This is a genomic window from Streptomyces sp. NPDC037013, assembly GCF_055607265.1.
The window spans coordinates 393,490-419,528 of sequence record NZ_JBVJRV010000001.1 but is presented as its reverse complement, the minus strand read 5'-3'; the positions used below and the strand labels follow the sequence as shown (position 1 = coordinate 419,528).

The 26,039-nt window shown below is 71.9% G+C and carries 26 protein-coding genes; 13 read left to right on the top strand and 13 right to left on the bottom strand.

Annotated features, from left to right (window positions below):
• Nucleotides 1–56: 56 nt before the first annotated feature.
• From ACZ7DY_RS01835 to ACZ7DY_RS01825, 3 genes are read right to left on the bottom strand one after another with little or no spacing between them, the layout of a single operon-like run.
• Nucleotides 57–1,199, bottom strand: a complete 1,143-nt coding sequence (locus ACZ7DY_RS01835; RefSeq protein WP_471128705.1) for an acyl-CoA dehydrogenase family protein — start codon at nucleotides 1,197–1,199, stop codon at nucleotides 57–59.
• 42 nt (nucleotides 1,200–1,241) lie between these two features.
• Complete coding sequence (locus tag ACZ7DY_RS01830; protein ID WP_471128702.1) at nucleotides 1,242–2,267, bottom strand: LLM class F420-dependent oxidoreductase; 1,026 nt, start codon at nucleotides 2,265–2,267, stop codon at nucleotides 1,242–1,244.
• Entirely contained in the window at nucleotides 2,267–3,439 is a 1,173-nt protein-coding gene (locus tag ACZ7DY_RS01825; protein WP_471128699.1) for a CaiB/BaiF CoA transferase family protein, read from the bottom strand. Before ACZ7DY_RS01825 ends, ACZ7DY_RS01830 begins: the two co-directional genes overlap by 1 nt.
• Before the next feature lie 156 nt (nucleotides 3,440–3,595).
• Here ACZ7DY_RS01825 and ACZ7DY_RS01820 point away from each other — a divergent pair, with 156 nt between their 5' ends.
• On the top strand, nucleotides 3,596–4,045 hold the full coding sequence (locus ACZ7DY_RS01820; RefSeq protein ID WP_471128697.1) for a 2-thiouracil desulfurase family protein: 450 nt from the start codon (nucleotides 3,596–3,598) through the stop codon (nucleotides 4,043–4,045).
• 84 nt (nucleotides 4,046–4,129) lie between these two features.
• Complete coding sequence (locus tag ACZ7DY_RS01815) at nucleotides 4,130–5,335, top strand: saccharopine dehydrogenase family protein (protein WP_471128694.1); 1,206 nt, start codon at nucleotides 4,130–4,132, stop codon at nucleotides 5,333–5,335.
• Nucleotides 5,336–5,403: 68 nt separating this feature from the next.
• Here the strand turns inward: ACZ7DY_RS01815 and ACZ7DY_RS01810 are convergent, their stop codons facing one another.
• Nucleotides 5,404–6,849, bottom strand: coding sequence for a glyceraldehyde-3-phosphate dehydrogenase (locus tag ACZ7DY_RS01810; protein ID WP_471128693.1), 1,446 nt, complete (start codon nucleotides 6,847–6,849; stop codon nucleotides 5,404–5,406).
• A 71-nt stretch (nucleotides 6,850–6,920) separates the two neighbouring features.
• Nucleotides 6,921–7,613, bottom strand: coding sequence for an endonuclease V (locus tag ACZ7DY_RS01805; protein WP_471128690.1), 693 nt, complete (start codon nucleotides 7,611–7,613; stop codon nucleotides 6,921–6,923).
• A 181-nt stretch (nucleotides 7,614–7,794) separates the two neighbouring features.
• Between ACZ7DY_RS01805 and ACZ7DY_RS01800 the strand changes: the two genes are divergently transcribed.
• Both ACZ7DY_RS01800 and ACZ7DY_RS01795 read left to right on the top strand, forming a co-directional pair.
• Nucleotides 7,795–8,298, top strand: coding sequence for a hypothetical protein (locus ACZ7DY_RS01800; RefSeq protein WP_471128688.1), 504 nt, complete (start codon nucleotides 7,795–7,797; stop codon nucleotides 8,296–8,298).
• Between the two features lie 99 nt (nucleotides 8,299–8,397).
• Nucleotides 8,398–9,837, top strand: a complete 1,440-nt coding sequence (locus ACZ7DY_RS01795) for a flotillin family protein (protein WP_471128685.1) — start codon at nucleotides 8,398–8,400, stop codon at nucleotides 9,835–9,837.
• 10 nt (nucleotides 9,838–9,847) lie between these two features.
• Here ACZ7DY_RS01795 and ACZ7DY_RS01790 read toward each other — a convergent pair whose 3' ends face one another.
• The 6 genes from ACZ7DY_RS01790 to ACZ7DY_RS01765 all read right to left on the bottom strand — a co-directional run bounded on the left by ACZ7DY_RS01790 (nucleotide 9,848) and on the right by ACZ7DY_RS01765 (nucleotide 14,664).
• Nucleotides 9,848–11,122, bottom strand: coding sequence for a PP2C family protein-serine/threonine phosphatase (locus ACZ7DY_RS01790; RefSeq protein ID WP_471128682.1), 1,275 nt, complete (start codon nucleotides 11,120–11,122; stop codon nucleotides 9,848–9,850).
• Entirely contained in the window at nucleotides 11,119–12,123 is a 1,005-nt protein-coding gene (locus ACZ7DY_RS01785) for a SpoIIE family protein phosphatase (RefSeq protein WP_471128680.1), read from the bottom strand. The genes ACZ7DY_RS01790 and ACZ7DY_RS01785 overlap by 4 nt, the downstream gene beginning before the upstream one ends.
• Entirely contained in the window at nucleotides 12,120–12,521 is a 402-nt protein-coding gene (locus tag ACZ7DY_RS01780; protein ID WP_471130180.1) for an anti-sigma regulatory factor, read from the bottom strand. The genes ACZ7DY_RS01785 and ACZ7DY_RS01780 overlap by 4 nt, the downstream gene beginning before the upstream one ends.
• Nucleotides 12,522–12,612: 91 nt before the next feature.
• Nucleotides 12,613–13,023 (bottom strand): STAS domain-containing protein, encoded by a 411-nt coding sequence (locus ACZ7DY_RS01775; RefSeq protein ID WP_471128678.1) that lies wholly within the window; start codon nucleotides 13,021–13,023, stop codon nucleotides 12,613–12,615.
• Complete coding sequence (locus ACZ7DY_RS01770) at nucleotides 13,020–13,901, bottom strand: STAS domain-containing protein (RefSeq protein ID WP_471128675.1); 882 nt, start codon at nucleotides 13,899–13,901, stop codon at nucleotides 13,020–13,022. Before ACZ7DY_RS01770 ends, ACZ7DY_RS01775 begins: the two co-directional genes overlap by 4 nt.
• A gap of 262 nt (nucleotides 13,902–14,163) precedes the next feature.
• Entirely contained in the window at nucleotides 14,164–14,664 is a 501-nt protein-coding gene (locus ACZ7DY_RS01765; protein WP_471128673.1) for a MarR family winged helix-turn-helix transcriptional regulator, read from the bottom strand.
• 109 nt (nucleotides 14,665–14,773) lie between these two features.
• Here ACZ7DY_RS01765 and ACZ7DY_RS01760 point away from each other — a divergent pair, with 109 nt between their 5' ends.
• The 4 genes from ACZ7DY_RS01760 (at nucleotide 14,774) to ACZ7DY_RS01745 (ending at nucleotide 17,312) form a co-directional block, all read left to right on the top strand.
• The gene (locus ACZ7DY_RS01760; protein WP_471128670.1) at nucleotides 14,774–15,940 is read left to right on the top strand and encodes a PP2C family protein-serine/threonine phosphatase; all 1,167 of its coding nucleotides are present in this window, start codon (nucleotides 14,774–14,776) and stop codon (nucleotides 15,938–15,940) included.
• Between the two features lie 147 nt (nucleotides 15,941–16,087).
• Nucleotides 16,088–16,501: an ATP-binding protein gene (locus ACZ7DY_RS01755; protein ID WP_471128667.1), complete on the top strand. Its 414-nt coding sequence runs from the start codon at nucleotides 16,088–16,090 to the stop codon at nucleotides 16,499–16,501.
• Between the two features lie 44 nt (nucleotides 16,502–16,545).
• A complete protein-coding gene (locus ACZ7DY_RS01750) occupies nucleotides 16,546–17,031 on the top strand; it encodes a GNAT family N-acetyltransferase (protein ID WP_471128664.1) in 486 nt (161 codons plus the stop codon).
• Nucleotides 17,013–17,312 (top strand): YciI family protein, encoded by a 300-nt coding sequence (locus tag ACZ7DY_RS01745; protein WP_471128662.1) that lies wholly within the window; start codon nucleotides 17,013–17,015, stop codon nucleotides 17,310–17,312. Before ACZ7DY_RS01750 ends, ACZ7DY_RS01745 begins: the two co-directional genes overlap by 19 nt.
• A gap of 52 nt (nucleotides 17,313–17,364) precedes the next feature.
• On the opposite strand, the gene ACZ7DY_RS01740 is transcribed toward ACZ7DY_RS01745, so the two are convergent.
• Nucleotides 17,365–21,132, bottom strand: a complete 3,768-nt coding sequence (locus tag ACZ7DY_RS01740; RefSeq protein WP_471128659.1) for a WD40 repeat domain-containing protein — start codon at nucleotides 21,130–21,132, stop codon at nucleotides 17,365–17,367.
• 541 nt (nucleotides 21,133–21,673) lie between these two features.
• Between ACZ7DY_RS01740 and ACZ7DY_RS01735 the strand changes: the two genes are divergently transcribed.
• Nucleotides 21,674–22,156, top strand: a complete 483-nt coding sequence (locus ACZ7DY_RS01735) for an RICIN domain-containing protein (protein ID WP_471128656.1) — start codon at nucleotides 21,674–21,676, stop codon at nucleotides 22,154–22,156.
• Nucleotides 22,153–22,746: an RICIN domain-containing protein gene (locus ACZ7DY_RS01730; RefSeq protein ID WP_471128653.1), complete on the top strand. Its 594-nt coding sequence runs from the start codon at nucleotides 22,153–22,155 to the stop codon at nucleotides 22,744–22,746. The genes ACZ7DY_RS01735 and ACZ7DY_RS01730 overlap by 4 nt, the downstream gene beginning before the upstream one ends.
• 152 nt (nucleotides 22,747–22,898) lie before the next feature.
• Here ACZ7DY_RS01730 and ACZ7DY_RS01725 read toward each other — a convergent pair whose 3' ends face one another.
• Complete coding sequence (locus ACZ7DY_RS01725; protein WP_471128651.1) at nucleotides 22,899–23,999, bottom strand: WD40/YVTN/BNR-like repeat-containing protein; 1,101 nt, start codon at nucleotides 23,997–23,999, stop codon at nucleotides 22,899–22,901.
• Between the two features lie 222 nt (nucleotides 24,000–24,221).
• Here ACZ7DY_RS01725 and ssgD point away from each other — a divergent pair, with 222 nt between their 5' ends.
• The 3 genes from ssgD to ACZ7DY_RS01710 all read left to right on the top strand — a co-directional run bounded on the left by ssgD (nucleotide 24,222) and on the right by ACZ7DY_RS01710 (nucleotide 25,961).
• Complete coding sequence (ssgD, locus tag ACZ7DY_RS01720) at nucleotides 24,222–24,638, top strand: spore wall synthesis regulator SsgD (RefSeq protein WP_471128648.1); 417 nt, start codon at nucleotides 24,222–24,224, stop codon at nucleotides 24,636–24,638.
• 121 nt (nucleotides 24,639–24,759) lie between these two features.
• Nucleotides 24,760–25,512 (top strand): alpha/beta fold hydrolase, encoded by a 753-nt coding sequence (locus ACZ7DY_RS01715; protein ID WP_471128646.1) that lies wholly within the window; start codon nucleotides 24,760–24,762, stop codon nucleotides 25,510–25,512.
• Nucleotides 25,509–25,961, top strand: a complete 453-nt coding sequence (locus tag ACZ7DY_RS01710) for a hypothetical protein (protein ID WP_471128643.1) — start codon at nucleotides 25,509–25,511, stop codon at nucleotides 25,959–25,961. The genes ACZ7DY_RS01715 and ACZ7DY_RS01710 overlap by 4 nt, the downstream gene beginning before the upstream one ends.
• Nucleotides 25,962–26,039: the final 78 nt, after the last annotated feature.

Genomic DNA, 26,039 nt, shown 5'->3' with positions numbered 1-26,039 from the left:
GTGAGGCTTTCGGGGAGGTGCGGGAGGGTCAGGCCCGGGCCCGCGGAGGGGGCGGGTCAGCCGAGGAGGGAGCGTCCGATGATCTCCTTCATGATCTCGGTCGTGCCGCCGTAGATGGTCTGGATGCGTCCGTCGGTGAAGGCCTTGGCGACGCGGTACTCGCTCATGTAGCCGTAGCCGCCGTGCAGTTGCAGACAGCGGTCGGCGACGCGCTTCTGCAGCTCGGTGGCCCACCACTTCGCCATCGACGCGTGCACGGCGTCGAGTTCCCCGTTCGAGTGGTCGACGATGCACCGGTCGAGGAAGGTGCGGGTGACGGCGCACTCGGTGGCCATCTCCGCCATCTCGAAGCGGATGTGCTGGAGCTTGGCGAGCGGCCTGCCGAAGGCCTCGCGTTCCTTGACGTACGTCGTGGTGATGTCCAGGAGGTGTTCGGCGGCGGCGATCCCGGCGACGGCGATGCCCATGCGCTCCTGCGCGAGGTTGGTCATCAGGTGGACGAAGGCGCCGTTGAGCTCGCCGAGCAGGTTCTCCTTGGGGACGCGGACGTCGTTGAAGAACAGCTCCGCCGTGTCCTGGGCCTTCTGGCCGATCTTGTCGAGGTTGCGGCCGCGCTCGAAGCCCTCCATGCCGCGTTCCACGACGAGGAGGGAGAGGCCGTGGGCGCCGCCCTCGGGCGAGGTCTTGGCGACGACGATGACGAGGTCGGCGAGGATGCCGTTGGAGATGAACGTCTTGGAGCCGTTGAGCACCCAGTGGTCGCCGCGGTCCTCGGCGGCGGTGCGGATGCCCTGGAGGTCGGAGCCCGCGCCGGGTTCGGTCATCGCGATGGCCGTGATGGTCTCGCCGGTGCAGAAGCCGGGCAGCCAGCGCCGCTTCTGCTCCTCGGTGGCGAGCGAGGTCAGATAGGGGCCGATGATGTCGTTGTGCAGGCCGACCGCGAGTCCGGCCGCGCCCGCGCGCGTGAACTCCTCTGCGAGGACCGCGGAGTAGCGGAAGTCGTCGTTCCCGCCGCCGCCGTACTCCTCCGGGACGGCGAGACCGAGCAGCCCCTGCCTGCCGGCGGCGAGCCAGGCCTCACGGCTGACGATGCCGTCCTTCTCCCACTGCTCGTAGTGGGGCAGCACCTCCTTGGCGAGGAAGGTGCGGACGGTCTCGCGGAACGCGTCGTGCTCGGCGGCGAAGATCTGCCGTTTCATCTGTACGTGGCCTCCTGGAGCCCGGTGGACCAGCGAGCCCTTTCAGAGCCAGCTCTTGACGGTTTCGATCAGCCTGGCCGGCTCGGGGCCGACCGGGATGACGTTGAGCATGGTGACGCCGGCCTCGCGGAAGGCCTCGACACGCTCGCGTACGTAGCCCTCGGGTCCGCAGAGCGACATGAGCTCGCAGAACTCGTCGGGGACGGCGGCCTCGGCCTCCTTCTTCTTCCCGGCGAGGTAGAGCTCCTGGATGCGGGCGGCCTGTGCCCCGTAGCCGTAGGCCACCGCGAGGTCGTTGTAGAAGTTCTTCCCCTTCGCGCCCATGCCCCCCACGTAGAGGGCGATCTGCGGGCGGGCGAAGTCCCGTACGGCCGCCGCGTCGTCGCCGATGGCCAGCAGTCCCCCGGCGACGGTCCGCAGCGGCCCGAGGGCCGGATCCCGTTTCGCCCCGCCCTCGGCGAGCGCGTCGCCCCACACCTGCCGCGCCTTCTCCGGGATGAAGAGGGTGGGCAGCCAGCCGTCGGCGATCTCGGCCGTCATCGCCACGTTGGCGGGCCCCAGCGAGGCGACGTACAGCGGCACTTCGGGACGCACCGGCCTGGTCAGGATCTTCAGGGGCTTGCCGAGCCTGCCGCCCTTCTCCGCGGGCAACGGCATGTCCGTGATGCCGTGGTGGTCGATGACCTCGCGGCGCAGGATGCGGCGGGTCAGCTCGATGGCTTCGCGGGTGCGGCCGAGCGGCTTGTCGTACGTCTTGCCGTGCCAGCCCTCGACTACCTGCGGGCCCGAGGCGCCGAGCCCGATGATCGCGCGCCCGCCGGAGATCGCGTCGAGCCCGGCGGCGGTCTGGGCGATCAGGGCGGGGGTGCGGGAGTAGACGTTGAGGATGGCGGCGCCGATCGTCATGCGCTCCGTGCGCGCCGCCAGATAGCCCATGATCGTGGGCGAGTCGAAGCCGTACGCCTCGGCGACCCAGACGGCGTCCAGCCCCGCGGACTCCAGCACGGCGACGTCGTCGGCCGCCTCGCGCGGGTCGCCCGCGTAGGCGAGCGGTACCGAGATCTCCATCAGTGGGCTTCCTCTTCCTTCGGGGGCGCGGCGGGCCCTTCGGCGGGCTCCGCGAGGGCAGGCACGTCCCAGTCGCGGGCCACCTCCGCGGTGTCGGCGCCGGGCTGCGCGGGTCCGGTGCGCACCCGCGTGGGGGTCGCGGAGAACCGGGGGGCGGGGGCGGGCTGGGTGATGCCGCCGTGGTCGACGAAGGTGCCGCGCGCGGCGAGGTGCGGGTGGCCGGGGGCCTCGCGCAGGGACAGGACGGGCGCCACGCAGGCGTCGGAGTCCTCGAAGACGGCCGTCCACTCGTCGCGCGTACGTTCCTTGAAGCGGGCGGCGACGGCCTCGCGCAGCTCGCCCCAGCGGGCCAGGTCCTTGCGGGCGGGCACGACGTCGGCGAGGCCGAGCAGCCGGATGAACTCGTCGTAGAACTGCTGCTCCAGGGCGCCGACGGCCATGTGACCGCCGTCGGCGGTCTCGTAGTTGCCGTAGAAGGGGCAGCCGCCGTCGAGGAGGTTGGCGCCCCGGCGGTCCTGCCAGCCGCCGGCCGCCAGCATGCCGTGGATCATCGCGGAGAGGTGTGCCGCGCCGTCGACGATCGCGGCGTCCACGACCTGCCCGGCGCCGTGCACGCGCGCGTGGTGCAGCGCCGCGAGGATGCCGACGACGAGGTAGAGCGAGCCGCCCGCGTAGTCGCCCACGAGGTTGGCGGGGATCGCGGGGGGTTCGCCGGGGTTGCCGATCATGCCGAGGGTGCCGGTGACGGCGATGTACGCGATGTCGTGTCCGGCGCGCGGGGCGAGCGGCCCCTCCTGGCCCCAGCCGGTCATCCGGCCGTAGACGAGGAGCGGATTGCGGGCGTGGCACTCCTCGGGGCCGACGCCGAGGCGTTCGGCGACGCCGGGGCGGTATCCCTCGATCAGGACGTCGGCGCGTTCGACGAGGTCGAGGACGCGGGCCGCGCCGTCGGCGGCCTTCAGGTCGACGACGACGGAGCGCTTGTTGCGGTTGGTCACGTCGTACGCCGGATCGATCGCGAGGCCGCCGCCGCGCGGGCGGTCGACGCGTACGACGTCGGCGCCGAGGTCGGCGAGGAGCATGGCCGCGAACGGGCCGGGGCCGATCCCCGCGAGCTCCACCACGCGCACCCCGGCCAGCGGCCCGTGAACGCCCTTGCCCGGTACTGCCATTGAGCCCCCAGCGCTAGGACACGGCTATGACACAACTGATGTAACACCAGTGATGCTAAGAACGTGTTCCACCGCGCACAAGCCCCTGAAGAGCAAGCGCTTAGCCAATTCTGGCCCGCGGCCCGGCACCGGCCGTGCGGCACCTAACCTGAGGCCATGGATTCCGTACTGGTCAGCGCGTGTCTGCGAGGCGTCCCGTGCCGCTACGACGGCCGGGACAAGGCGTCCCCCGAGCTGGACGAGGCCATCGCCGGCCGCGAGGTCGTGTCGTTCTGCCCCGAGGCCGCCGGGGGCCTGCCGACGCCGCGCCGGCCCGCCGAGCTCGTCGGGGGCGACGGGCACGACGTCCTGGACGGCACCGCGCGGGTGGTCGAGGACACCGGGCGCGATGTGACGGCGCACTTCGTGGCGGGGGCGCGCCGCGCGCTGGCGGCCGCCCGGCACGGCGGCTGCACGGAGGCGCTCCTGATGCCGCGCAGCCCTTCCTGCGGACGGGGCGAGGTGTACGACGGGTCGTTCGGCGGTGAGCTGGTGGCGGGCGACGGGGTCACCGCGGCGCTCCTGGCGCGGCACGGGATCGCGGTCCGGATGGCTCCGGGGGTGTGAGCAGGGCCTCGTGGTCACGGTCGGCCGTCCTCACGCTAGCCTCGGCCACCGACAATCGCGCGGGGCGTACGGCGGAGAGGTGCCATGACTGCCAGGACCGGACGTAACAGCAGGAACAGCGGGCGCGAGCACGACATCGTGCTCTTCGGAGCGACGGGTTTCGTGGGGATGCTGACCGCGGAGCATCTGGCCGCCCACGCCCCCGAGGGGGTGCGGTGGGCCATCGCCGGGCGCGACACAGCCAAACTCGAGGCGCTGCGCGAGCGGCTCGCCGCCATCGACCCGGCCTGCGCGGAACTCCCCCTGGTCCGCGCCGATGTGGAGGACCCCGGCTCCCTGCGGGAGATGGCCGCCCACGCGCGCGTGGTCGCCTCGACCGTCGGCCCGTACCTGACGTACGGCCAGGAGCTGGTCGCGGCCTGCGCCGAGGCGGGCACGGACTACGTGGACCTGACGGGTGAGCCCGAGTTCGTCGATCTGATGTACGTGCGGCACGACGCCCGTGCGCGGGAGACCGGCGCCCGGCTCGTGCACTCCTGCGGCTTCGACTCGGTCCCGCACGACCTGGGGGCGTACTTCACCGTGCGGCAGCTGCCCGAGGGGGTGCCGCTGCGCGTCGACGGGTTCGTGCGGGTCGGTGCGCAGTTCTCCGGCGGCACCTTCGCCTCCGCGCTCAACCAGTTCGCGCGCGGGCCGCAGATGCTGGCCGCCGCGAAGGAGCGCAGGCAGCACGAACCGCGCCTGGTGGGACGCAAGGCGTACGCGCCGCCCGGCGCGCCCCGTTACGCCGCCGAGGTCGGCGCGTGGGCGCTGCCGCTGCCGACGATCGACCCGCAGGTGGTGCAGCGCTCGGCGCGCGCCCTGGAACGGTACGGTCCTGACTTCCGCTACCGGCATTACGCGGCCGTCAAGTCGCTGCCGGTCGCCCTGGGCGGTCCTGTGGCCGTCGGCGGTCTGCTGGCGGCCGCGCAACTGCCGCCCGTGCGGCGCTGGTTGTCGGGCCGGCTCAAGCCCGGCGACGGGCCGAGCGAGGCGCGCCGGGCCACGTCGTGGTTCACCGTGCGGTTCGTCGGCGAGGGCGGCGGGAAGCGGGTGTTCACCGAGGTCTCGGGCGGCGACCCCGGTTACGACGAGACGGCGCGGATGCTGGGCGAGTCGGCCCTGTGCCTCGCGCTCGACGAACTGCCCCAGACGGCCGGGCAGGTCACCACGGCGACGGCGATGGGCGACGCCCTGATCGAGCGGCTGCGCGGCGCGGGCATCTCGTTCCGGGTGGCGTCCGTCCGCTAGTACGCGAAGCGGTCCACCCGTACGCGAAGGGCCCCGCACGGCACTGTGCGGGGCCCTTCGGCGGTGGATCAGATCACCGGCACCGGGTAGGTCGGGTACTCCACCCCGGAGACGTGCTGGACGACCCGGATGACCTGGCACGAGTAGCCGAACTCGTTGTCGTACCAGAGGTAGAGGATCGCGTTGTCCCCGTCGACCTTGGTCGCACCGGCGTCCACGATCGAGGCGTGGCGCGAGCCGATGAAGTCGTTCGAGACCGCGTCGGGGGCGCTGGTGAAGTCGATCTGACGCTTGAGCGGCGAGGTCAGCGACACGTTGCGGAGGTAGTCCAGGACCTCTTCGCGGTCGGTCTCGCGGCCGAGGCGCAGGCTGAGGATCGCGATCGAGACGTCCGGCACCGGCACGCGGATGGAGCTGCCGGTGATCGGCGCCTTCAGGTCGGGCAGCGCCTTGGCGACGGCGGAGGCGGCACCGGTCTCGGTGATGACCATGTTGAGCGGCGCGGAGCGGCCGCGGCGGTCGGCCTTGTGGTAGTTGTCCAGGAGGTTCTGGTCGTTGGTGAACGAGTGGACGGTCTCCACGTGGCCGCGCACGACGCCGTACTCGTCCGCCATCGCCTTCAGCGGCGGCACGATGGCGTTGGTGGTGCAGGAGGCACAGGACAGGATCTGCTCGTCCGGCTTGATCGTGTCGTGGTTGACGCCGTGCACGATGTTCGGGACGTCGCCCTTGCCGGGGGCGGTGAGGACGACCTTGTCGATACCGGGGCGCAGGTGCTGCGAGAGGCCCTCGCGGTCACGCCACTTGCCGGTGTTGTCGATGAGGATGGCGTCCTTGATGCCGTACGCCGTGTAATCGACCTCGGAGGGGTCGTTGGCGTAGATCACCTTGATCTCGTTGCCGTTGGCGACGATGGTGCTGTTCGCCTCGTCGACGGTGATCGTGCCCTGGAACTGGCCGTGGATGGAGTCGCGGCGCAGCAGCGAGGCGCGCTTGACGATGTCCTGCTCCCCGCCCCGGCGGACGACGACGGCACGCAGTCGCAGGCCGTTGCCGGAGCCCGCCTTCTCGATGAGCAGGCGGGCGACGAGGCGGCCGATGCGGCCGAAGCCGTAGAGGACGACGTCGCGGCCCTGGCGGCACTCGATCTTGTTGGCACCCGTGGCGCCGGCGACGGCCTCCGCGGTGAACGCCTCGACCGTGAGGCCGCGGTCGTCGCTCTTGTACATCGCGGCGAGCATGCCGATGTCGATCTGCGCGGGGCCGAGGTCGAGGGTGGTGAGAGCCTGCAGGAACGGCAGCGTCTCGGTGACCGAGAGCTCCTCGCCGGCGATCTGCCGGGCGAATCGGTGGGTCTTCAGGATGCTGACCACCGACTTGTTCACCAAGGAGCGGCTGTGCAGCAGGACCGTCACGTCCCGCTCGCGGTGCAGCTTCCCGATGATCGGGATCATCGACTCCGCGATCTCCTCGCGGTGCTTCCAATTGGTGAACGAGTCGTCATTGACAGTCACAGAAGTATCTTTCGAGCTAGGCGGCGCTCATATGCTAACCCGCCCCTCATTTGATCGTTCAACCCGGTGCCCTACCCCCCGACCGCCGCGCGCAGCGCCACACGGCAGAGGGAGTCCGCGCGGCGCGTGGACTCCGGGAGGCGGTAGCGGGGGGTCAGCCGCAGGACGTGCTCGCAGGCGTTGTCGAGGCTCACGCGGTGGCCCACCGAGACGAAGACCGGCTTGACGCTCTCGCGGGTGCGCAGCGCACGGCCCACCTCCTCCGCGCCGTCCAGGAGCGGGGCCGCGCTCCCGCGTGCCGCGGCCGGGTCCTCGTACGAGAAGGTGAACGGGTTCTTCGCGACCCCGATCGTGGCCAGCCCGGTCAGCACCCCGAGGTGGCTGGCGAGACCGAAGCGGCGCGGGTGGGCGATGCCGTAGCCGTCGCAGACGACCGGGCCGGGGTCGGCGCGCAGCCCGGCGAGCGCGGCGAGGACGGTCGGGATCTCGCGGAACGCCAGCAGACCCGGCACATAGGGGAACGTCACCGTGCCGACCGCCGTCGACTCCTCGACCACATCGAGGGTGGCGGCGTCGAGGACGACGACGGCCGCGGCGACGATGTCCCGCTCGTCGTCGTACGCGACGTCCACACCGGTCACGTGTCCCGTGCCGGGCGGCGGACCCGCCTCGTCGAGGACGACGCGGGCGCGCAGCTCGTCCTGGACGGCGCGTGCCGTCCGCTCGTCGGTGGGCCAGTCGGAGGGCATCGCGTAGCTGGTCATAGTGGTCGGCAGCCTAGTCGCGGGGAAACCGCCCCTCCCCCGCCGCCGTGACGTCGCGGCCACGGCCGACCGGCATCAAAGGAGCGTAAAGATTGCCGGAACCTGGCAATGTTCCGGCCCCATGTGTCATGCCACCATCGCCCCGTACCGAGGTGGGCAGCATGGACGGGAGAGTGATCCGATGACGGTCTTTCTGGGTCTCGGCATCGCGGGAATCGTGCTGCTGCTCCTCTCGCTGGCGCTCGACGGGGTCCTCGAAGGGGCCGGTGCGCTCGACGGGTTCTTCGACGGGCTCCTCTCCCTGCCGGTCGTCGCGGGCTTCGTCTCGATGCTCGGCTTCGGCGGAGCGCTCGTCCTCGGGACGACCGGGCTCGGGGCGGGGCCGGCCGCCGTCGCGGGGGCCTGCGCGGGAACCGGAGCCGGCTGGGTGACCTGGAAGTTCACCCGGGCCCTCATGCGCGACCAGACCGCGCGCACCCCGCGCGGCGACGACCTGGTGGGCACCGCGGGCTCCGTCGTCACCGCGATCCCCGCCGACGGCTACGGCGAAGTGCTGCTCCGCCTCGCGGGCCAGCCCGTGAAGTTCGCGGCCCGCAGCTCCGCCGCCGTGGCGCGGGGCACCGAGATCTGGGTCGACGCGGCGCTGTCACCGACCTCGGTCGCGGTACGGCCCGTCGAGCGCTGACCGCGCCCTCACCGACACCACCTCTCCGAACACCATCACCTGACCGAACACCATCACGTAACCGATCTGCCGTCCCCGGGTGGCAGGGGGGAATGCACCATGAGTCCTGTCCTCACCTCCGTCATCGGAGTCGTCGTACTCCTCGTCCTGCTGGCGCTCGTCGTCATCACGCGCTACAAGGTCGCCGGGCCCAGCGAGGCGTTCATCGTCACCGGGCGGCGCGGCAAGAAGTCCACCGACCCGGACACCGGCCGGGTCATGACCGACAACAGCGGCCAGAAGGTCGTGGTCGGCGGCGGCGTCTTCGTCGTGCCGTTCGTGCAGCAGAAGTTCACCCTCGACCTGTCCTCGCGGCACATTCCGATCGCCGTGCGCGGCGCGGTCACGCTGCGCGGCGTGAAGGCGAACCTCGAAGGCGTCGCCATCGTGAAGGTCGGCGGCACCGAGGACTCGATACGGGCCGCGGCCCAGCGGTTCCTGGTACAGCAGGACGGCATCGTCGGCTTCACCCAGGAGGTGCTCTCCGGCGCGCTTCGCTCCATCGTGGGCCGCATGTCGGTCGAGGACATCATCCGCGACCGCGCGGCCTTCGCCGGACAGGTCGCCGAGGAGGCCGAGGCCAGCCTCTCCGGGCAGGGCCTGGTCCTCGACGCCTTCCAGATCCAGGACATCACCACCGAGGGCTCCTACCTGGAGGACCTCGGGCGTCCGGAGGCCGCCCGCGCCAAGCAGGAGGCGGACATCGCCGAGGCCGTGGCGCGCCGCGCCGCCGAACAGGCGCGGCTGAAGGCCGAGGAGGAGATCGCGATCGCCCAGCGGACGTTCGCGCTCAAGCAGGCCGAGATCAAGGCCGAGACGGACGAGGCCGCGGCGCGCGCCGCGGCCGCGGGGCCGCTCGCCGAGGCGGCCAGGCGGCAGGACGTCCTCTCCGAGCAGGAAAAGGTCGCCCAGCGCCAGGCCGCCCTGACCGACCGCGAGTTGGACACCAAGGTCCGCAAGCCCGCCGACGCCGCCCGCTACCAGGCCGAGCAGGAGGCGGAGGCCCGCAGGATCGGCCTGGTCAAGCAGGCCGAGGCCGACGCGGAGCGGGCCCGCCTGACCGGTGAGGGCGAGAAGGCGCACCGCGCCGCGCTCGCCGACGCCGTACGCCTGGAGGGTGAGGCCGAGGCCGCCGCGATCGGCGCGAAGGGCTCCGCGGAGGCGGCGGCGATGCACAAGAAGGCGGACGCGTTCTCCCGGTACGGCGACGCCGCCGTGCTGCAGATGCTCGTCGAGGTCCTGCCGAGCGTGGTCGCCAAGGCGTCCGAGCCGCTGAGCGCGGTCGACAAGATGACGGTGATCTCGACGGACGGGGCGAGCCGGCTCTCCCGTACGGTCGCCGACAATGTCGCGCAGGGCATGGAACTCCTCAACTCCACCACCGGGGTCGACCTCGCGGAGCTCCTCAAGGGCATCACCGGCGGCAGCGCTCCGGCGCCCGCGCAGGACGCCGTCCCGGCCCCGGCCGCCGCCAACGGCCGGATCGAGGTGACCGACTGACCCCCGCGCCCTAGCCGCCCGTACGCCGCAGCGCGATCGCCAGGGTGTCGTCCTGGTGCAGCACGTCACTGAGCAGGTCCTCGGCCAGCAGGCCGGGGATCTGCTCCGTCGGTCGTGCCCGGTGGCGGCAGACGGCCTCCTTGAGCCGGGCCTCGCCCGCGATGGGGTCCCTGCGGCTCTCCGTGAGGCCGTCGGTGTACAGGAGCAGCACGTCGTCGTGGGCCATGGTGGTGGTGAGGACGCGGTCGCTGCCGGGCAGCGGGAAGCCGATGCCGCGCCCGCGCACCTCCAGATAGGTCGCGGTGCCGTCGCCGTGGGCGAGCAGGGCCGGCGGGTGGCTGCCGTTGGCCAGGGAGAGCGTCCCGTCGGCGGGGTTCAGCCGGGCCAGCAGCAGGGTGGCCATCACGTTCTGGTCGAAGGGCGCGAGGATGGTGTCGGTCCGCGCCACGATGCTCTCCAGCGGATGGCCTTCGAGGGCGAGGGTCCGCACGGCGTGGGTGACGGTCAGCGCGGTGCGGGTGCTGGTGATCCCGTGGCCGATCGCGTCGACGACGGTGATGTGGACGGTGCCGTCCGGGAGGGTGAACCAGTCGTACAGGTCTCCGCCGGTGGGCGCCTCGTCGCTGGCCGGGGCGTAGTGCACGGCGAGTTCCAGGCCGTCGACGTGCAGGGGCCGTGGCCGCAGCGCGTCCTCCAGGGCGCGCAGCGTACGGCCGTGCGCGGTGCGCAGCTGCTCGTCGCGCTCTTCGAGCTGTACGTACAGGGCGAGGACCCCGCTGTTGGTCTCGGCCAGTTCGTGCTTGAGCCGCTGGTGTTCGTCGGCGAGGGAGTCGGCGCGGGCCAGCGCCGCCCGGAGCTCCTCCTCCAGCAGCGCGACGTCGCTCTCGGCGTGCTGCGCCGGGGTGGCCGTGGGGCGGCTCGGCTGCCCGGCGGTGAAGGAGCCGCCGTGGCCCTGTGCCCCGGCGGGCGGCAGGGGCAGGTGCCATACGACGGTGCCGTCCGGCTGGGTCAGCGCCCGCAGCGGCAGCCGTTCGGTCGCCACCTGCGGTCCTGTGCTCTGGCGCGGCAGGCGCAGGGCGAGGGTCAGCCGGTGGGCGCCGTCCTCGCCCGTCTCGCGGCCGCTCAGCAGGGTGACGGCGCGGCCGCCGCCGAGGGCGGCGGCGGCCACTTCGCTCAGTGACAGGACGAGGCGTGCCCGTTCGTCGGCGGGCAGCCGGTGTCCCAGGGCGATGCTGCGTACGGTGTGCCGCAGCGCCGTGAGCGTTCGGAAGGTTTCGCGGGTCATCTCATTCCCAGGTGCGGGCCGAGGGCCAGGACGGTGGCGTCGTCACGACGGCGGCGGTGGGTGTGGGCCAGGGAGGCGGCCAGCAGCACCGGGGGCAGGGTGAGGCGCGCGTCGGAGGGTGCGTGGGTCCACCGGTGGTCGATTCCGTCGGTGTACAGGACCACGGTGGTGTGGTCGGTGAGCTCCACGAATCGGCTCCTGGGGGTGGGGAGGGTGTAGCCGACGATGCCCGCCTGACCGTTGAGCTGGTGGTGGATGCCCCCGGGGGCCAGCGCGGCGGCGCGGACGTTGCCGACGCCGCAGAATTCCGCCCGGCGGCCGGTGATGCGGAGTGCTGCGACGGCGGCACCGCGGGTGTGCCGCAGCGCCTTGTGCAGGGCGGTGAGTATGTCCACCAGCGGGGCGTCGGGGTCCGCGAGGAAGGTGCGTTCGGCGCGCTGGGCGGCGGTGGCGGCCTCGGGGCCGTGCCCGAGTCCGTCGATGACCAGTGTGGTCCGGACCCCGTCGCGTTCGGCGACCGCGTATCCGTCGCCGCACATCTGTTCCCCGTCGGCGGCCAGGCAGAGCGCTCCGGGGCCCGGCGGGGTACGGGGCTCGTCCCGCGCGGCGAGACGGCCGTGGGCGAGCGTGCCGAGCCCCGCCTCCGAGCGGATGGTGAAGTCGGTGGCGATGCGGCGCGCGGCGCCCAGGCCCGCGCCCATCGTCTTGGTGGTGCTGTACCCGTCCGTGAGGCTCAGGGCGATGTCGGGCATGCCGGGGCCGCTGTCGACGGCGATGACGTCCAGGCCGCCGCCGAGCGGGGCACGCTGGACGAACAGCGCGCCGTTCGTGGCGTGCTTGACGATGTTGCTCGCCAACTCACTGGCGAGTACGGCCGCTTGGTCCGGCAGCGCTCCCGGCATCCCGCTCGCGACCTCACGGGCCCGGTGGGCCGCGCTCTGCACAGCGCTCGGGTGGTCTATGGCGATGTGCAGAGTACGGGCCGCCGCGACGGCGTTCACCGGCGTCCGTTCCAGCGCACGGCGGTGACCGTCGTGCCCTTGCCCGGAGCGGACTCCACCGTGAACTCGTCCATGAGGCGCCGCGCGCCGCCCAGGCCGTGCCCCAGCCCGGCACCGGTGGTGTACCCGTCGGTGAACGCCTGGTCGAGGTCGGCGATGCCGGGCCCCTGGTCGCTCACCGACAGGCGCAGGCCGCGACGGCCGCCCTGCCCGATGATCTCCAGGGTCACGGAACCACCGCCGCCGTGTACGTAGGCGTTGCGGGCCAGTTCGCTGGCGGCCGTGACGATGCGGGTCTGGTCGACGAGTCCGAAGCCGGCCCGCAGCGTCGCGTCCCGCACCGCGTGCCGGACGGCGAGCAGGTCCTCCTCCGCGCGGATGGTGTGCTCGCTGCGCAGGGGGCGCTCGCTCTCGTCGGGGCCTCCCGAAGGAGCCGCCGACGAGCTGTCGGAGCGGGTGGGGGCGGGGAAGGAGTGCGTCTTCTCGAGGTCACCGTAGAGGGACAACTTGGCTCCCCTTGGGTGATCGGGAGGCCGGCTGCCAGCCCAGCGCGATCATTCCCTGCTCCGCGTTGAGAGTGGTCTCCACCCCGGAGAGCTGCAGCCCCAGCTCCACGAGGGTGATCGCGACCGCCGGCCGCATGCCCGCCACTATCACGCGTGCTCCCAACAGCCGCGCCGTGGTCGTCAGTTCCATCAGGGTGCGGGCGACGAACGAGTCGATGATCTCGAGCCGTGAGATGTCGATCAGGATCGCGCGCGCCCGGTCGGCGACGATGCGTTCGGTCAGCTCCTCGGTGAAGGCGACCGCCGTCTTGTCGTCGAGTTCGTTGAGGAGACCGGTGACCAGTACGTCGCCGAGTCGCAGGATCGGTACGCCGCCGTTCAAGTCGCCGCTCACCGCGCATCCGCGAGAGAGGCCCGCTGCTCCGGCTGGCCCGTGAGGAGCGGAATGGCGGCGGCGAGGGCGTCGGCCAGCGTCGCGCGCGTCAGGATCGCCGACAGGTCGATGCCGAGCTGCGCGATGATCTGGGCGATCGGCGGCCGGATGCCGCTGATCACACAGTCGGCGCCCATCAGCCGTACGGCGTTGACCGTCTGCATCAGGTGGTGCGCCACCGCGGTGTCGACCGTGGGCACCCCGGTGATGTCGATGATGGCCACCTGCGCCTCGTCCCGCTCGATGGCCTCCAGGAGGTTCTCCATCACCACCTGCGTACGGGTGGTGTCGAGGGTGCCGATCAGCGGGACGGCGAGGACCCGGTCCCAGATGCGCACCACCGGGGTGGAGACCTCCAGGAGCTGGCGGCTCTGGCGCCGGATGATCTCCTCGCGGCCCTCGACGTAGGTCTCGAAGGACATGGCGCCCGCGATGTCGAGGAGGCGGTTGATGAACAGGGCGGCCTCATAGAGCGCGGTGACGTCACGCGTCTCCTGCTGCACCGCCTCGAGCAGCGCTTCCTTGAGCGCGAGGACCGCCCGGTAGGTCGCCGTGGGTGTTGCACCCCCTCTGGCGCGGCGCATCGACAGGTCCGTGATGGCCTGCCGCAGACCGACGTGCGAGACGACCACGTCCTGGACGGGGCGGTCCGCCTCCAGGCCGTCGAGCAGCGCGCCGACGAGGGAATCGGCTTCCTCGTTCAGCTCGTCCTCGCTGATGCCTGTCTGCAGGACCGATTGTTCCGACTGAAGCTGCACCCAGCGATCGGCCACCTTCTCCCCCTGCTCGCGCAGGGCGGCAATGACGCGCAACCGGGCCTCGGGCTCACTGGTGTTCATTCCATCCACCTTAGCAATTATTGTCGCACGGCAAATGTTAACCGAGGTCGACGATCTTCGAAGGCGGAGGCCACGTCGCGTCAACTCGGCGTCGCGGCGGCACGGTTGCCGCCGCACTCCGGGCCACGACCCCTCACTCACCCGAGCCTCACTGCACCACGTTCTTCACGGACGTATTCATGTACCTGGGTTCGTGTGAAGTAAACCCACGCGATCAGGCGAACCGTCTCGTACGGAGCCGGGGCGCGGGGTCGCGGCGAGGTCAGGCGGACTCCGCCGGGCGGTCGGCCGCCGGGACCGGGCCGGGCGCGGTCTCCTCCACCGCCCGGTGGAAGCCGCTCAACCCCTCGACCAGGGCCGCGCGTTCCGCGGGCCGCATCGCCGAAATGGCTTCGAGCAGGGCACTTTCCCGGCGGGCGCGCAGTTCGTTGAGGTAATTTTCACCCCGGCTCGACAAGCGCAGCTCGAGCTCTCGGCGGCTGGCTGAACTGAGGGACCGCTCGATGAAGCCCAGGGCGTGAAGGCGGTCACACATACGACTCACCGAAGACGGCGCCGACCCCAAGTGCTCACCGAGGGTCCGCAGGTTGATTCCCCGGGCGCCGTCCAGGACGTACAGCACACGCAGCTGTGAGGACGACACCGGTGCCGTGGGCGTGAGGTCCCTGCCGCGGCTCCACAGCACCTCGAGCAGTTCGATGACTTCCCGGGCGGCATGCGCGGACGCATCCCGGCCGCCCTCGAGGGAAGTTTCAAAATCCATGCCCTCAACTGTGACACTTCGCAACGGCCCTGTCAGTCGCTGAGGCATGGCAGGCCGACGACTCCTTCACAAGCTCACATTCCGAACAGGAACAGGTGGTACCGGACAAGTGGACAGATTCACGGCCGTGGAACGTGCTCTGCGCAGATCCGCACCGCACGCTCTTCTGGGAGCAGTGCGGGAGGCGCTCACTGTTCACTACGCGGCCGACTCCGTCGAACTGCTCATGGCCGACTACGCGATGACCATACTCCAACCGGTCAACGCCCTCCCGTACACCGCGACGCCCGTACCGGTCCACACCAGCGCACCCGGTCGCGCGTTCGGATCCCAGGAACCGTACGCCGAACCCGGCGGGCCCGAGGAGTCGCTCACCCTCCATCTCCCCGTGAGCGTGCGCGGTGACCGCATCGGCATCCTCACCGTGCGCCTTCCCGCCCACGCCGGCGACCCCGCCACCGTGCGCGAACTCGCCGAGGTGGCCGAGGTGCTCGGCCACGAGATCGTCGTGTCCGAACGCGAGACCGACCTCTTCCTCCAGGCGCGCCGGGCCGACCGGCTCACCCTCGCCGCCGAGATGCAGTGGCAGCTCCTGCCGGGACGCTCCTGCTCCCGCCCCGAGTACGACATCGGGGCCCAGCTCGAACCCGCGTACGCCATCTACGGCGACAACTTCGACTGGTCGGCCTCCGCGGACCATCTCACCCTCACCGTCACCAACGGCATGGGCAACGGGATCCAGGCCGCCCTCCTCACCAACCTTGCGGTGACCGCGCTGCGCAACGCCCGCCGCGCCGGGCTCTCCCTCACCGACCAGGCGTGCCTGGCCGACCAGGCGGTCTACGGCCACTTCCAGGGCACGGCGCACCTCTCCGTACTGCTCCTCAGCTTCGACCTGCGCACCGGCGAGACGGAGATCATCGACGCGGGTTCGCCGAAGATGTGGCGCCTGCGCGACGGCAGGCCCGAGTCCATCGAGCTGGACGCCCAGCTCCCGCTCGGCATGGCCGAGGACACTCCGTACACGACGGAGCACGTCCAGGTGCGGCCCGGAGACCGGCTCATGTTCGTCAGCGACGGCGTCTACAACACCGCGTCGCCCACGGGCGAGCGCTACAGCGAGCGGGCGCTCAGCCGGGCGATGACCAACACCCGGCTCCTGCCGCCCTCGCAGGTGCCGCGCGCTGTGCTCAAGGAGCTCTCCGGGTACCGCGGGCCCATCGACGCCGACGACGACGCCATGATCGTGTGCCTCGACTGGCGGGGGCGCCCCTGAGGCCCGTCTCCCGCGCGCGGAGGTGGCACTCGGCGGGCCCGGCGATTCTCTTCGGCAACAAGTGCGTTGAACCCGCCACTTTTCGGGCAAGAGTTCCTCTCGTACGGCCACCATCTGGTATGGCCAACCCGATGAAGGAGGGGGCTCATGCGGACACAGCCCATACCGCTTGACACCGGACCGCCGGCAACCGCCACCTTCGACAAGAGTCCGGAGGCGGTCTCGAACGCGCGGGAGCTCGCCCGCGGTTTCGTCGACGGACTCACACCCGCCGTGGACGAGCAGCACGCGGCGAGCGTCGAACTCGTCGTGTCCGAGTTGATCACCAACGTGGTGCGGCACGCCCGCGGCGCCCTGTGCTCGCTGCGCCTGCACGCACGGCCCGACACCATCACGGTCGCCGTCTCGGACGCCGATCCCCGCCCGCCCCGGGAGAGGGCACCCGACCTCCGGGGCGGTACGGGCGGCTTCGGCTGGCCCATGGTGCAGCACCTGGCCAGGGCCGTGGCGGTCACGCTCGACCCGGCGGGCAAGACGGTCCGGGCCGAGCTGGCGCGGTAGCACCCGGTGGTCGGTCGCGCCGCAAGGGCGGCGATACTCCGATCATGGCGGACTGGAGACTGCGTCCCGCGCGGACGGCGGACATCGAGACCATCGCCGAGCTGCGCGCCACCGTGCTGCGGCCGGACCTGGAGCGGCTCGGCCGCTTCGATCCGCACCGGGTGCGGCAGCGGCTGCGGGACTCGTTCTCCGCCGCGCACACGTCGGTGATCGAGACCGACGGCGTCTTCACGGGGTGCGTCACGCTCCGGCCGGCCGCGGACGAGCGGTGGCTCGAGCACTTCTACCTGGCTCCCCACGCCCAGGGCCAAGGGCTCGGCTCGGCCGTCCTGACCGCGCTCCTGGAGCGGACCGACGCGGCGGGCGTGCCCGTCCGCCTGAACGTGCTGCGGGGCAGCGCCGCGCGCCGGCTCTACGAACGGCACGGCTTCACCGTCGAGGCCGAGGACCCCGTCGACGTGTTCATGGTGCGGCTGCCGGGCGACCGGCGGCGCCCGGTAGCCTCGCGATCATGTTCATCCTCGAATTGACCTACACCGCTCCGCTCTCCGCCGTCGACGAGCAGCTGGCCGCCCACGTCGAGTGGCTCGACAAGCTGTACGAGACCGGTGTCTTCATCGCCTCGGGCCGCAAGAACCCGCGCGACGGCGGCCTGATCATCGCCGTCGCGGAGGACCGCGCGCGGATCGAGGAGCTCGTCGCGACGGACCCGTTCACGGTGGCCGGGGTGTGTGAGTACCGCATCACCGAGTTCTACGCGACGAAGACGGCGCCCGCCCTCGCCGAGTACCGCGAGACGCTGCCCGCCTAGCGCGCGGCTCTTTGAGGGGCCGGCCGGTCGACCGGATGCGCCGGGACACGCTTCAACGGCCCGCGCAGATGTCCCGGTAAGGCACCTCCGGAAGGTATTTCTCCCAGTCGGACCGGGACAGGCCGCCGTCCGTACGTGCGCAGACCGTTGCGGTCGCGCGCCCGGTGTCCACCGCGAGCGAGCGCGGAGCGCTGTGCCTGCCCACGGTGTGGAGCGTGCGGCCGTCCGCCGAGAAGGCGAGGGCGAGCACCGCGTCGCCCGGTGTCGGCAGGGGTGCTCCCAGGCGCCGGCGGGAGGCGGCGTCCCAGAGTTGCAGGGTGCCGTGCTCGCCGCCGACCGCCAGGACCGTGCCGTCCGGGGAGTAGGCCAGTGCCGTGACCGTCTCCGAGCCCGGGGAGCCGGGCCGGGTGGGGGCGGTGTCATAGGTCCCGAGGATCTGCTTCGCCTCCCCGTCCCAGAGCACGACCCGTCCGGTGTCCGTGCCCGCCGCCAGGTGTGTGCCGTCCGGGCTGAAGGCGAGCGCACCCGTCTCTTCCGCGGGGATCTTGTTGGCGGTGGCCCGGCCCGACGGGAGGGCGACGGTCTGGCCCGGGGCGGTGAGCAGCCGCCCGTCGGGGCGCACGGCCACCGGGGTGCGGTCCGACGCTCCCCCGAGCGCCTGGGTGTTCCCGGTCTTCTTCGTGGCGTCGGGCAGGTCCCGGGTGAGAGTGGGCTCCTTGCCCCATCGCCGTATCAGCAGCGAGCGCCCGTCCGGGGTGAACGCGAGGCCGGCCGTCCCTTCGTCATCCCGGGAGGCATGCGGGGCGGGGAGAGAGCGGGACCGCGAACCCTTGCGCACGTTCCACAGCGTGATGGGGTCTTGTGCGGCGGATCCCCCGTCGGCGTCGAACATGACTCTCGCGTACGCGAGGGTGCTGCCGTCGGGGCTGAGGGTGAAGGCGGTGTGGCATGTGCCGCCGCGGAAGGGGGAGTTCGACGACTTGCAGCGCAGGGCCGGGGTGCGGGAGAGCTGCTTGCCGCCGGGTATGCGCAGCGCTTCGAGTCGCGCGGTGTCCGTGCCGCGTCGTTCGAGCGCGAGGACTCGGCCGTCGCCGCTGAATCTTCCCTGGGCGGCAGGGGTGGCGTTCCATCCGGCGGCCATGGCAGCCCCGTAGGACAGCGTGCGTACCGTGGTGTCGGTGGTGGAACGCTCGCTCAGGTAGCGGATCACTCCCCTTCTTACGTCGAACCGCGGTTGGGTGGCCGTCTCGTCGGCGAGCGGGGCGCGGAAGACCGGTGCCTCGGGAGCCCGGGTGCGCCACAGCAGGATCTCCTTGCCGTCGGTGGCCACGAGGAATGCGCCGTCAGGGCTGAGGGACGCCTCCTGAACTCCCTTGTGCCGGATACGGGACCTCTCGCGTCGCTCGTCCATGTCCCACACCCGTACCTCGTTGGCCGTCACCGCCATCAGCGCGTGACCGTCCGGGGAGAACTGGAGCGTCGAGTCCTCGTCACATATGTCTTGTATGTCCGCCTTCGAGCCGGACCACGGGCGTGCCACGTTCCGTCGCTCGGCAACATCCCTGACCAGCAAGGGGCCGCGGGGGCCCGGGCACAGGGCGAGCAACCGGTCGTCCGGGCTGATGGCCCACTGGGTCGGGGCGGGCCCGCGCCGTTGGAAGGCCATCCGCCGTCGCGCCGTGTCCCAGAGCGTGACGCGGCCCGTGTCCCCCTCACCGAGCAGCAGGCCCCCGCCGGGCCCGAAGGCGTAGACCGCTTCGGCGTCGCCGAAGGGGGCGCCCATCGGGGTGCCGGTGCGCAGGTCCCACAGCCGTACGCGGTCGCCCGCGGTCGCGAGCAGCCGGTACCCGTCGGGGCTGACGGCCAGAGCGGACTCGTCGTGGAGCGGCAGGGGCGGGCCCGCCGGCCGGTGTTCGGTGACACTCCATGCCCGTACGTAACGGTCCCCCGCCACCACGACGATGCGGCCGTCACGGCTCAGCCGCGTCATCGCCATCGACTCCACGCCGGGAACGGGGTAGACGTCCTGCTCCCGTTGGGACAGAGCACCCAGGAGTGCCGCACGGGTCTCGGTCGTGTCACTCAGGCTCGACGCGGCCGCGCTCAGCCGCATCGCCGTGACGGGGTCGGATGCGCGCATGCTGTCGGCCACCGCCGCGAGCCGTCGGGCCACCGCCTCCTGGCGCCGCTGGTCACTGGTCCGGCTCTGCTGCCAGGCGATGGCGCCCGCGACCAGCGCGAGGGACGCCAGCAGCGCGACCGCACCGGTCACGGTGTGCCGGACCCGCCGGGTGCGGGCCCGAGCCGCGGTGCAGGCGTGGAGGAAGTCCCGCTCCAGTGACGTCAGATCGCCTTGGTGCTCCGCGGCACGGAAGGCCTCTTCGGTTTCGGTGAGCTCGGCGCCGCGCAGCAGGGCCCCGCTGTCGCGGCCGCGTTCCTGCCAGTGGCGGGCGGCGTGCGTCAGACGCCGGTGGCGCCGCAGACGCTCACGGGCCTCGTTGATCCATCCGTGCAGCCGGGGCCACGCGGTGATCAGGGCCTCGTGGGCGAGGTCGACGGTGGTCTCGTCCAAGGTGATGAGCCGGGCGCGGGCCAGCAGGTGGAGCGGTGCGGACGTGTCGTCGCCCGCGGGGCCCGTGGTGTCCAGTTCCGTGCGGTCGACGGGGCGGCGGGTGTCCGGGCCGCCGTCGCCGGGCGTGATCAGGCGCAGCAGGATGCGGCGGGCGGTGACGGCCTGCGGCTCGGTGAGCCGTGTGTACAGGGTCTCGGCGGTCTGGGCGATGGCGCCGTGGATGCCGCCGACCGCTTCGTACGCCTGAAGGGTCAGCGTGCGTCCCCGGCGGCGGCGCCAGGTCTCCAGCAGGGCGTGCGACAAGAGAGGCAGTCCGCCGGGCTCTTCGCGCACTTCCTCGATGAGGCGGTCGGTGAGGGCGCGTTCCACGATCAGTCCGGCCTTGGCGGCGGGTTTGACGATCGCTTCCCGCAGTTCGGCCGCCGTCATCGGGCCGACGGGCAGGCTCGCCGCACGGATGACGGCGGCCAGTCCCTCGTGTTCCAGACATCTGGCGTAGAAGTCGGCCCGCACGCCCAGGACCACTCGCAGTCGGCTGTCGGGGTCTCGGGCGGATTCTCGGGCGGACAGGATCAGATCGATGAACTCCTGCTGTTCCGCCGGGTCGTGACAGAGCGTGAACGTTTCCTCGAACTGGTCCACGACGAGCCAGGTTTCCCCCGCCGCCGCTGCCGGCAGGAACAACTTCGCGTGATCGCGCGCCGGCCGAGGACCCGGGGTGAAGATCCGGATCGCCGCCGGGCGCCGCGCGGCGTCCTCGGTCTCCCGCAGGGAGGGGATCAGCCCGGCACGCAGCAGGGAGGACTTTCCGCTGCCGGAAGGGCCGAACACGGTCGTCACGCGGTGGGAACGGGTCAGTCCGACGAGGTCCTCGGTAAGGCGGCCGCGGCCGAAGAACAGATCACGGTCACCGGCCTCGAAGCGCACCAGCCCGCGGTACGGCGCGAGGGCCGTCTCCTCCTCCGGGACAGGAGCGCAAGCTTCCACTTCCTCCTGGGTCTGCCTCCACTGCTCTTCCCATGTCGCGAGGTCTCCGCCACAGGCCTCCACGTACGCCAGGGCGACGGCCAGGGAAGGCAGCTTCTCCCCGGCGGCGGCCGTCGACAGTGCCGTGACCGAGTAGCCGGCCTGCTTCGCCATCGTCCGGTACGGCGGAGTGCCCGCCTCCTGGCGCAGCTTGCGCAGCGCGTACGCGAAGCGCTCCACCGGTCCCTGGTTCGGGTCCACCGGTTTCTCGCGACGTCCCACCACAGCCTCCCCCGCGATTTTTTGTTGAGTACCACGTCAGAGGGGTGCTGAACAACTCGTCACCCGCTGAACTCAGTGGTGCAAGGCCGCAGTCGCCCACATCAACGGGGGGGGGGCGGCTCCGGTAGTGCGCCGACCTCGAACAGGGCCGCAGCGGGCCGTCCGCGGTGCTGTGACTGCTCGAACGGGGGAGGTCGGCGCATGTCGAACAAGGAAAGGGACAGAACCTATGCGCACGTTGCGCACCGTCCTGGCAGTGGTGGGGACGACCGCCGCGGTGGCCCTTCCGGGCTCGGCGGTGGCCCTCTCCGATACGGGGAGTGGCTCACCGGCCGGCACGGGTGGCGTGGCTTGGGCCACGCAGTCATCAGACAACCAGGCATCAGACAGGCAGACGTCAGACAAGCAGGCATCAGACAAGCAGTCGTCAGACAACCGGGCATCTGACAAGCAGTCGTCAGACAACCGGGCATCTGACGGGCGGCACTCGTCAGACAAGCAGTCGTCAGACAAGCAAACGTCAGACAACCGGACGTCAGACATGTCTGCAACGCCCGCGGATTTCGCCGGCGCCAGCCTGCGACCCGTCGCCGGGCGGGACAACATCTACTACATCAAGGCGAAGCACAGCGGTAAGTGCCTGACCGTGCGCGGGGCCAGCCACGCCAACAACGCGGTCGTCAACCAGTACCGATGCGTCAGCGGCGCCAGGAACCAGTGGTGGATCGTCTACGACGGGGGCGGCCTCGCCCGCCGCTTCACCAACTTCGAGAGCCAGAAGTGCCTGTCCCTCAAGGGCGGCCGTACGGCGAAGGGAACCCCCGCGGTCCAGCGCGACTGCGACAACGGGCTCGACCAGATCTGGTACTCCATGCCGCCTTACGCCGAGGGAGCGATGACCCCCTTCCGCGCCAGCGGAAAACAGTGTCTGGACGTGCAAGGGACCAGCAAGGCGGACAACGCGCGGGTGATCTTGTGGGACTGCAACAGCAGGAGCAATCAGAAGTGGAAGGGCGTGGGATGAGCATCACGGACAAGGGCGCGAGGACCGTACTGATCTCACTGGCGGCGACGGCGACGCTGGGCACGCTGGCCGCGGGTACGCCGAGCAGTGCCGCCGATGCGCCCAGGTCGGGCGAGCGTACGGCTGTCTCGGCGAAGGCCGCCGCCCAGAACATCCGGTACGTGGTGGCCCGCCACAGCGGCAAGTGCCTGACCGTGCGCGGGGCCAGCCGCGCCGACAACGCGGTCGTCAACCAGTACCGGTGTGTCGGCGCCAAGAACCAGCAGTGGCGGCTGGAAATGCTCGGGGGCGATCTGAGCATCGCCAGCACCGTCCTGCGGAACGTCAACAGCGGCAAGTGCCTGACCGTGCACGGCGCGAGCACCGCCAAGGGCGCCAAGCTCGATCAGTACACGTGCACGGGCGCCAGGAACCAGACGTTCTCGTTCACTCCGGCGTTCATGCGGCAGACCGCGCTGTTCACCCAGCCGCTCAGCGGGGGGAAGTGCGTGGATGTCCAGGGGGCCGGCAAGGCGGACAACGCCTCCGTGGTCCAGTGGACCTGCAACCAGAGGAAGAACCAGTCGTGGGACCTGACCCGGCGTCCCTGATCGGGGACTCCCGGCCCGCTCTCCGGTGAGGCTGTGGGGCTGTGGGGCAGGGCATAGGCCGTGCCCCACAGCCGGCAACCGTAGGCCATGCGCTTTTGCGGCACACCAGGCACACCAGGCGTGCCAGGCGTGCCAGGCGTGCGGATGATCCCCTAGCGCCACTCCAGGCGCGCGATGCGTCCCTTCTCCCCCGCGGCCCAGCAGCCCCGGTCGCGGGCGCAGTCGACGGTGTCGTACGAACCCGGGTCGACCGTCCGCCAGCTCCGTCCGCCGTCCGTGGTGAGGTCCGTACCCGTCGGGCCGACCGCGAGGGCCGCGGTGCGGCTGTGCGGGAACCACGTCACGCCCGAGCGGTAGGCGGGCGGTGGCGCTCCCGCCGCGTCCCAGTGGCGGCCGCCGTCCCGGGTGACCGCGGCCGCCCGCGGGGAGGGCTGGTCGGCCCGGTAGTCGCCGCCGACCGCGAGGCCGTGCGAACGGTCGCGAAAGGCGAGCCCGAAGACGCCCCGGGCCGCGTCGCCCGCCGGAATCGGCGCCTCGGAGGCCGTCCAGGTGCGGCCCCGGTCGGCGGAGTGCAGGATCCGCGCCTGCCGCGCCCCGCCGGTGGCCAGCCAGACGTCGCGCGGCCCCGAGCTCACCAGGCACTGGCCGCTCGCCGCGAAGCCCGCCTCGCCCTCCTGCGCCGGGGGCATGCCCGCGTCCGGCAGCACCTGCCAGGAGCGGCCGCCGTCGGCGGTGGAGAGGAGGCGGAACCTGCCGTCGACCGGATCGCTCATGGCGAGCCCGTGCCGGCGGTCGAAGAAGGTCATGCAGTCGTAGAAGGCCTTGGCGTCGGTATTGCGGAAGGACTCCGTCCAGGTCTTCCCGCCGTCCTGCGTGCGCAGCACCCGCGACGCCTCGCCCTCGCCGATGGCGAGCACCACCGCGCGGCGCCCGTCGAAGGCCTCGATGTCACGGAACTCCAGATCCGCGGCGCCCGGCGGGGAGACTTCGCGCCAGGTCCTGCCGCCGTCGGCCGTGCGCAGCACGGTTCCCTTGGTGCCGGCCACCCAGGCGGTGTCGCGGCTGACCGCGGCGAGGCCGCGGAAGCGGGCGTCGGTGCCGCTCTCCCCCTGCTGCCAGCGCGGAACCGGTCGCGGATGGTGTGCGGGCCCGTCCGCGCGGGCGCTCGCCGGCGCCGCGAGGACGGCTCCGGCGAGCGCCGCCCCACACAGTCCCGTGAGTACCGTCCGCCTCGTCGACTTCGTCTTCCCCATGCCCCTCATGGCGGGCGAAGCTAGCCGACGCGCGGGGCCTCGTCCAGATGGCCTGAAGGCATCCCCCGTGAGGCGGTCGCCGGGAACCGCCGGCGCCGCCACGGTGTCGCGGTGACAGAGGTCACTCCTTCCGACCCACCCTCCGTGTGCACGCTTCTCGTCATTCCGTCGTCTAGTCAAGTGCCGACCCCAGTCGTCCAGCAGTCAGTGAGGGAGCAGGCGTTGTCCACCGTCATCGAGCAAGCCGTAGAGGCCCGCCTCGTCGCCACCGCGCCGCGGATGCCGACCATTCCCGCCACGCTCCACTACGACCGGCGGGACCCCTTCGCCGTGCGGATGAGCTTCCCCGCGCCCGCGACCCTGGAGGGCGTCGAGGTCTACTGGACCTTCGCCCGCGAACTGCTCACGCAGGGCGTGGAGCGGGCGGTGGGCGACGGCGACGTCCGCGTGCGGCCCTACGGCTTCGACCGCACCGTCGTGGAGTTTCACGCCCCCGAGGGCACCGCGATCGTCCACATCCGCACCGGCGACCTCCGCGGCTTCCTGCACCGCACGACGGCCCTGGTGCCGGTCGGCCAGGAGCACCGCCACGTCGACCTGGACCACGATCTGGCCGAGCTGATGCGGGACGCCTGCTGAGCCAGGACGCTCCCCGCTGAGGCACGGCCGCCACCCGCACGACGCTTCGGCCCGCACCGCGCCGGGGGGCGCGTCGGCGTGGTCGGCACCCCGCGCGGACGAAATCTTGCAAGGTGGGCCGGTGGACCAGACGACAGACGCCGGGATCTTCACCCGCCGGTTCGGGGCACCGCCGCGCCCCGGCGCCCCGAATCTCGTGCTCGTACACGGGCTCGGGCTCTCGGGGAGGTACTTCGTGCCCCTCGCGCGGCGGCTCGCCGCGGACGGCACGACCGTCCTCGTACCCGATCTGCCCGGCAACGCCGGGTCCCGGGCGGCCGCGCGCCGCGCCCCCGGCATGGGGCAGCTCGCCGAGGCCCTGGCACGCTGGCACCGGCGGCTCTCGCTCGGACCGAGCTGTCTGGTGGCCAACTCGGTCGGCTGCCAGGTCACCGCGGCCCTCGCCGCCCGCCACCCCCACCTGGTGAGCCGGCTGGTGCTGGTCGGCCCGGCGCTCGAACCGGGGACGTCCGGCGGCCGGCAGTTCGGCCGGCTCCTCGCGGACGCGCCCCGGGAGCCCCTCTCCCTGCTCCCGCTGGCCGCCGCGGACTACCTGCGCACCGGCCTCGTACGCTGCGCCGCGTCCTTCCGCAACGCCCTGCGTGACGCGGCGGAGTCGTTCGAGGCGGACCTGGCCCGTGTCCGGGCGCCGACGCTGGTCGTCCGGGGGGCGGGCGACACCATCGCCTCCGGCCGCTGGATCCGGCACGCGGCGCGGACGGTCGGCGACGGACGGACGGCGGAGCTCCCCGGCGCGGCCCACGCGGCGCACTATGGCGCGCCGGACGCGATGGCGGCACTCATCAAGCGATTCATGGCGGGAGACCTCTCGTGACACGGCCCTCTCCCTGGCTGCGGCTGCTGCCCGGCATCTCCCCCAAGCGGCGCGGCTTCGTGCTGGCCTGGTGGGGTTTCGCCGTCACCTTCGGCGGGATGCGGCTGCTCACCTGGCTCATCCACATCGACGTGGCCGGAGTGGGTGACATGCAGGCCGGCGGGGTGCACATCCACCACTACGTGTGGGGCATCCTGCTGCTGGCCGGGGTGGGCGCGGCCGGGCTGGCGGAGCGGTCGGCGCGGGCGCGCGCCTGGATGGGGCTCGCCTACGGGGTGGGGCTCGCCCTGGTCGTCGACGAGGCGGCGCTGCTGATCAGCCTGGAGGACGTGTACTGGGACACCGAGGGCGGGATCAGTGTGGCGCTGGCCATCGCCGTGATCGCCGTCGCGGGAAGTGTCCTCGCGGTGACACGGGGCCGGCGGGCCTCCAGGGATGACCACGATTAAAAGGCGTTGACTCCGTCCGCCGGGCCTCCTACGGTCTACGACGGATCTGTTGCCGTCGAACAGGAGAAGGACGTTGCT

Bases quoted from the DNA above. Each gene is read 5' to 3' on its own strand.
- ACZ7DY_RS01835 (WP_471128705.1), bottom strand. From the start codon at position 1,199: ATGAAACGGCAGATCTTCGCCGCCGAGCACGACGCGTTCCGCGAGACC.
- ACZ7DY_RS01830 (WP_471128702.1), bottom strand. From the start codon at position 2,267: ATGGAGATCTCGGTACCGCTCGCCTACGCGGGCGACCCGCGCGAGGCG.
- ACZ7DY_RS01825 (WP_471128699.1), bottom strand. From the start codon at position 3,439: ATGGCAGTACCGGGCAAGGGCGTTCACGGGCCGCTGGCCGGGGTGCGC.
- ACZ7DY_RS01820 (WP_471128697.1), top strand. From the start codon at position 3,596: ATGGATTCCGTACTGGTCAGCGCGTGTCTGCGAGGCGTCCCGTGCCGC.
- ACZ7DY_RS01815 (WP_471128694.1), top strand. From the start codon at position 4,130: ATGACTGCCAGGACCGGACGTAACAGCAGGAACAGCGGGCGCGAGCAC.
- ACZ7DY_RS01805 (WP_471128690.1), bottom strand. From the start codon at position 7,613: ATGACCAGCTACGCGATGCCCTCCGACTGGCCCACCGACGAGCGGACG.
- ACZ7DY_RS01800 (WP_471128688.1), top strand. From the start codon at position 7,795: ATGACGGTCTTTCTGGGTCTCGGCATCGCGGGAATCGTGCTGCTGCTC.
- ACZ7DY_RS01795 (WP_471128685.1), top strand. From the start codon at position 8,398: ATGAGTCCTGTCCTCACCTCCGTCATCGGAGTCGTCGTACTCCTCGTC.
- ACZ7DY_RS01790 (WP_471128682.1), bottom strand. From the start codon at position 11,122: ATGACCCGCGAAACCTTCCGAACGCTCACGGCGCTGCGGCACACCGTA.
- ACZ7DY_RS01770 (WP_471128675.1), bottom strand. From the start codon at position 13,901: ATGAACACCAGTGAGCCCGAGGCCCGGTTGCGCGTCATTGCCGCCCTG.
- ACZ7DY_RS01765 (WP_471128673.1), bottom strand. From the start codon at position 14,664: ATGGATTTTGAAACTTCCCTCGAGGGCGGCCGGGATGCGTCCGCGCAT.
- ACZ7DY_RS01755 (WP_471128667.1), top strand. From the start codon at position 16,088: ATGCGGACACAGCCCATACCGCTTGACACCGGACCGCCGGCAACCGCC.
- ACZ7DY_RS01750 (WP_471128664.1), top strand. From the start codon at position 16,546: ATGGCGGACTGGAGACTGCGTCCCGCGCGGACGGCGGACATCGAGACC.
- ACZ7DY_RS01745 (WP_471128662.1), top strand. From the start codon at position 17,013: ATGTTCATCCTCGAATTGACCTACACCGCTCCGCTCTCCGCCGTCGAC.
- ACZ7DY_RS01735 (WP_471128656.1), top strand. From the start codon at position 21,674: ATGTCTGCAACGCCCGCGGATTTCGCCGGCGCCAGCCTGCGACCCGTC.
- ACZ7DY_RS01730 (WP_471128653.1), top strand. From the start codon at position 22,153: ATGAGCATCACGGACAAGGGCGCGAGGACCGTACTGATCTCACTGGCG.
- ACZ7DY_RS01725 (WP_471128651.1), bottom strand. From the start codon at position 23,999: ATGGGGAAGACGAAGTCGACGAGGCGGACGGTACTCACGGGACTGTGT.